This is a genomic window from Aeromonas finlandensis, from assembly GCF_000764645.1.
GTDB classification, from domain to species: Bacteria; Pseudomonadota; Gammaproteobacteria; order Enterobacterales; family Aeromonadaceae; genus Aeromonas; species Aeromonas finlandensis.
Window position 1 is genome coordinate 1 of record NZ_JRGK01000097.1, and the last position, 4713, is coordinate 4713.

General features: G+C 45.6%; 6 protein-coding genes. 2 read left to right on the plus strand and 4 right to left on the minus strand.

Going from position 1 to position 4713, the window contains the following annotated elements:
• Nucleotides 1-328 precede the first annotated feature (328 nt).
• Nucleotides 329-517, minus strand: a complete 189-nt coding sequence (locus tag LD28_RS0110095) for a hypothetical protein (RefSeq protein ID WP_033136841.1) — start codon at nucleotides 515-517, stop codon at nucleotides 329-331.
• Between the two features lie 365 nt (nucleotides 518-882).
• Here LD28_RS0110095 and LD28_RS0110100 point away from each other — a divergent pair, with 365 nt between their 5' ends.
• Entirely contained in the window at nucleotides 883-1509 is a 627-nt protein-coding gene (locus LD28_RS0110100) for a heme-binding beta-barrel domain-containing protein (protein ID WP_033136842.1), read from the plus strand.
• Nucleotides 1510-1557: 48 nt separating this feature from the next.
• On the opposite strand, the gene LD28_RS0110105 is transcribed toward LD28_RS0110100, so the two are convergent.
• Both LD28_RS0110105 and LD28_RS0110110 read right to left on the minus strand, forming a co-directional pair.
• On the minus strand, nucleotides 1558-2013 hold the full coding sequence (locus LD28_RS0110105) for a DUF6979 family protein (protein ID WP_033136843.1): 456 nt from the start codon (nucleotides 2011-2013) through the stop codon (nucleotides 1558-1560).
• A gap of 252 nt (nucleotides 2014-2265) precedes the next feature.
• Nucleotides 2266-2646 (minus strand): hypothetical protein, encoded by a 381-nt coding sequence (locus LD28_RS0110110; protein ID WP_033136844.1) that lies wholly within the window; start codon nucleotides 2644-2646, stop codon nucleotides 2266-2268.
• Nucleotides 2647-2949: 303 nt separating this feature from the next.
• Here LD28_RS0110110 and LD28_RS0110115 point away from each other — a divergent pair, with 303 nt between their 5' ends.
• Nucleotides 2950-3948, plus strand: coding sequence for a DUF2860 family protein (locus tag LD28_RS0110115; protein WP_033136845.1), 999 nt, complete (start codon nucleotides 2950-2952; stop codon nucleotides 3946-3948).
• Between the two features lie 295 nt (nucleotides 3949-4243).
• On the opposite strand, the gene LD28_RS0110120 is transcribed toward LD28_RS0110115, so the two are convergent.
• Nucleotides 4244-4543, minus strand: a complete 300-nt coding sequence (locus tag LD28_RS0110120) for a hypothetical protein (RefSeq protein WP_156120176.1) — start codon at nucleotides 4541-4543, stop codon at nucleotides 4244-4246.
• Nucleotides 4544-4713 lie beyond the last annotated feature (170 nt).

Consider the following 4713-nt stretch of genomic DNA (forward strand, 5'->3'; position numbering starts at 1 on the left):
GCTCTGGATGTCCTCTGGTTTCATCCAAGAGAAAGGACTAGATATGAGCTGTTTGCAGAAAAATGCAGCCAACATCCGTTACTCACATGATAACTTGTTCTCATCCGTTCTGGGGATCTGGGATGTCAACACAACGGTATACAATGACGAGCGAGACCTATTCAGTCAATGTAGAACCAAGCAATAACTATCTCAGGAGCAATCCAGTACTTTAATAAACGAAAGGGAGGCATCAGCCTCCCTTTTATTACTCCCCGCTAACTTCACTACCACCAAACTTTCTCATCGCGCTTGCTTGCTGTCTTGGTGACCCTGAAGGAGCTTGATGTTATTTGGTTGCCGGTGCAGCTTTTACCGCCGGAGCTTTGGCATGGTGCTTGGTTTTATGATGCTGCTTTTTCACTACTTTAGTTTGAGTAGCTTGCGGTGCAGCCGCCTTGGTCGGGGTAGCCGCCATGGTGAAACCAGAGGTCAGGGCGAAAACTGCAGCTACAGCCAGGGGAATGATTTTTTTCATGGTCAATTTCCTTATTTGAGTTAATGGAGTCGCTCTCCATGACTTCATCCTACGACTGTGGTGGCCTGACATCTGTGAGTAGTTGGTGACGGTTTGTATCCAAATGTACGTTCCCCAAAACATATTAAATAAAATTTCGGTCCCTCTGCAGTCAAAATAAAAATTGATCTAGATTCGCATCTAATTTTTTAGACTGTAACTACAACATGTTTCAAATCAAAGTCTGTTTTTATTAAGAGCAAAAAACGAATCTCCCCTCACAAAAATAGGCGTACACCATAAAATATGATTGACCATCATCTCCACCAATTTTTAAGATCAGTTCGCTTGCAGAGAAAATAAAAAAACTTATATTGGAGTCTTTTATGAATAAGCTTGTAATTCCCGCTATTTTACTTGCCAGTTCGACACTGGCACACGCAGATTCAGACACCATAATAAACGGCTTGGATTTTGGCCCCCTGGCCCAGTTGGCCGGAACATGGAAAAGCACTGATACAGGTGGTGTAGATGTTGCGCCAGGGCAGGAAGGAAGCAAGGTAGGCAAAGGTGGCCCTGCTGTAGAGCCATTCTATGAAACGATTACCTTCGAACCTGCTGCAGATGCGAAGAATGCCAGTGAGCAGTACCTTGTAGCGATGTACTACAAGCAGGAGGTATTCAGAAAAAGAGATAATGGAAAATTCCACGATCAACGTGGCTACCTTATCTATGACAAGAAAAATCAAGTTGTCTATAACTCATACTGCATCCCTCGTGCAGTTTGTGTTGTGACCGAAGGCAAAGCTGGCAACAAGATTGACTTCAAAACAGGTAAACGTGGCATTGCTGAGAGCACCTATATGACAGCCAATGACACAACGACAGACTTTACATTAACGCTCGACTTCTCAGAAAAAGACAAACTCAAGTACAACCAAACCACTAGCTTGCAGGTCTATGGCAAGCCATTTGCACATTCTGATAGTGGTTCATTAACTAAAATCAAATAATGTGAAAAGCCAAGGTAATTTTCACCTTGGCTTTTTTAACTCCGATATTCATATAAATTCCGCACGCAGATCTAGCTCATCACTAGACCAATTGGTATTCAACACATTTGCATACCATAGCGTCAAAATCACATCCATCTGATTGTTATGCTTCAATGATGCTGCTGCATCACAAGCTGCAATAACTTCTTGCCATAATTCATCAGGATTAATCGGTGTAGATTTATCTTTAGAGGAAAGGATGTCGAGCGCTGTCGCGACATACTTCTTAGTTTTGATGGCTGCGTCATAGTGGATTGGCATAATGCAACTGATGCGACCCAAGCTGCAGAGGGTCAGGAACGTTACCTTCGGGTTGTTCTTATACTGTTTTTTTTCGCCTAAGTCCTCTCCGAATGCTTCAATTATTGCCATATCCCAGGCAGTGATATGATCATAGTTATTCTGCACCATCAAATGTACGGCCCTAAGGGCTGCTCCACCGTATTTTCCATAGATAATCATAGGCACCCCCAAATTTTCCACATGATATATCACAATCAATGGAATTAGGTTGTTTAATTATCTATTGCGATTATCGATTTAGTCTATTGCTGACAATTTTAGTCTTATCCACAAATAAAGATTGATTTAGATCAAGAAATATTCACACCGTTATAATCGTGTCAATCAGTATTAATATGAGAATAAGTGTATCGGTCTATTAAGCGGTGGGATACGCAGCCCTTTAGCGCCGAGCCCCTGCACCTGGGCTGTCTACCTCCCCACTCGCGGGGGCATGATTGCGACCAGCCCCCTCAGCTTTTCAACTACAACTTCATCTTTACGCTGAGGAAGCACCACGACTTTGGGTTTGGATGGTTTGGGGAGCTTGGCAGGTTTCGGTGGCCCCAGAGGCACCCTGGCCACTTTGACAACTCGCACCATCACCATCATCTTGGCTTGCCCATCACTGATGATACACCTCTCCCGCTTGAACTCGGCAGTGATCCGAGGATGAGTGATCAACTTGCGCAGCAAGCACCCAGCCGCAGAGAGGGATAGATTGAACTGGTCACACAGCTGAAGGCTGGTGATGAACCGTCCCTGCTGTAGAGCCCAGGCGGCGGCCTCTTCAAAGAGTTCTTCTGTTGACATCCTTGCCCTCCAACACCATTCATCTGCGCAACTCGTGACCACCTCGACATCAATAAGGGGTCAATCCTTAGTAATAAAGCTATAAATAGCTTACACCTTTCAGAGCAAGTCGGTATCATCTGCGGCCGCTACCAATGCCTCATTCAGAGCATGTAGATGATGACATCGTCAAGCATGAGAACACAGCAACCTAGTCGCAATCTTTCCCCTTAGAGAGATAGATAGCTACGCCTAGGCATGAGTGCTGCTTGTTCAAGCAGATAGCGGGAAAATTCAAACAATAATTTTTAGGCATTTAAGTTAATGAAAAAATTATCATTTTTTGCGGTAGCACTGCTTACAACAACATCTGTGGATGCTGAGATAATCAAGATCCCGACTCAATCTGGTTTCTCTGGTTTCATCATGGGTGGTGTCGGCATACTCGAGTACAAATCGAATATGTACAAAGGTTATAATGGTGACAATGAAAGCCATCATGGCCTGTTTAACTCACCAGAAAGCTACTCTTCAGTGACGCCCATTTTGGGAGCAGATCTGCGTTATACATTTGCAGAGACCCGAACTCAGCTGTTCCTCGGTAACTTGATCCAGGATGCGGTGCGTTTTGACTTCACCCAGCAATTAGGGGTGCGTCAGCAGATGGGGGATAAAGGGATTTTGGCTGTGGGCTACGTTTTCCCGCTGCTTCCAACAGAAACTTGGTCTGACCCGTATGATTCTGCAGACAATCGCCAAGACACAAACATGAAGTCAGGTGGTGCTCGTTTAGCGTGGGATCAGATTTGGGGTACCCATTTCAACACCACATATACCATGCGCAAGTTCAAGATTTCTGAAGAGCGTAGTGGCGAGAGCCTGGCCCTCAGTAACGCACAGCGCAGTATGTTGAATCGCAATGGCTACACCAATGAAGTGGCCCTGTCCTATGACTGGATCTTAAGCCCCGGTCATGCACTACACCCAGAGTTCACATACGGAAAGAGCAGCTTCGATGGCAATGCCATGAACTATGACAAAACCCAAATCCAGCTGTCCTACGGGTACAACAACAGTCAGTGGTCATTGATCAGCAATATTTATCTCGGCCAAATGAGATATGATGAGGTCAACCCTATTTTTGGTGACAAGGCCGACTCTGACGAGTTTGGGATTAACACAAACTTCTTCTGGCACCGCTTATTTAACGTAAAGGGGCTAAATGGATTAATCAGTGTCTCTTATAGCAAAAGTAACTCTGATATCAATTTCTATGATGCCTATATCACCAGCCTCAATACTGGCTTAGTTTATCATTTCTGATAATACGGGGCCCCGAAAAGGGGTCTCCTAAGTCAATATCTACCCAAGTGAATGTCGGCAGTTTTAAAGCCTAACAAGCTGGTTGCGCTCTAAGACATGCCCCCCCTAAAATCAGCGACTTGTTGTATTGAGACCAGTTGGTGATGGGGTGAAGCGAGGCGCCCATGATGCAGACTTGGAGGAAATGGTAGTGATCAGATCACCGAGCCCTCAGTTAGTTCCATTCAAACTGCATCGATTTGGGAAACAACGCCACGTATACCGCAAAGACACTTGTGTGAGATAAGAAGCACATTCACTGTAACCCTCTGCCCGCCCTACCCCGCCACTCACTAACCATCTCGTCCGTTATCTCTTCCTTGTAACAGATCGGCGCATAGCCACCGGCCCGACTCCACGCACTGCGCTTGCCGCAGCGGCTCCCGTTCCTTGCATGGTTGTAGGGGCATGGGCAGTTGCCGGGATAGCTATCGATGGACTCCTGGATGATCTGCTGCTTCACCTGCTCATCTGAGATAGTCGCCTTTGCGGCTCCATCCTTGGCGCTGGCCGAGAAACAGACACTCAGCAATACCATCATCATCAAACGCTTCAATCCCCCTCCCCGCGGCTCACTGTTGAAGACCTAGGCTTTTACCACATCCGTAATTGATAACTTACAGGTTATTGATTAATGACTGATTTATGTCAAAAACAAGCCTGATATCACAAAGTTAGCCGAGAAATCGCTCAACTTTATGAGTGTCGATTGGTATGCTCCTCGAC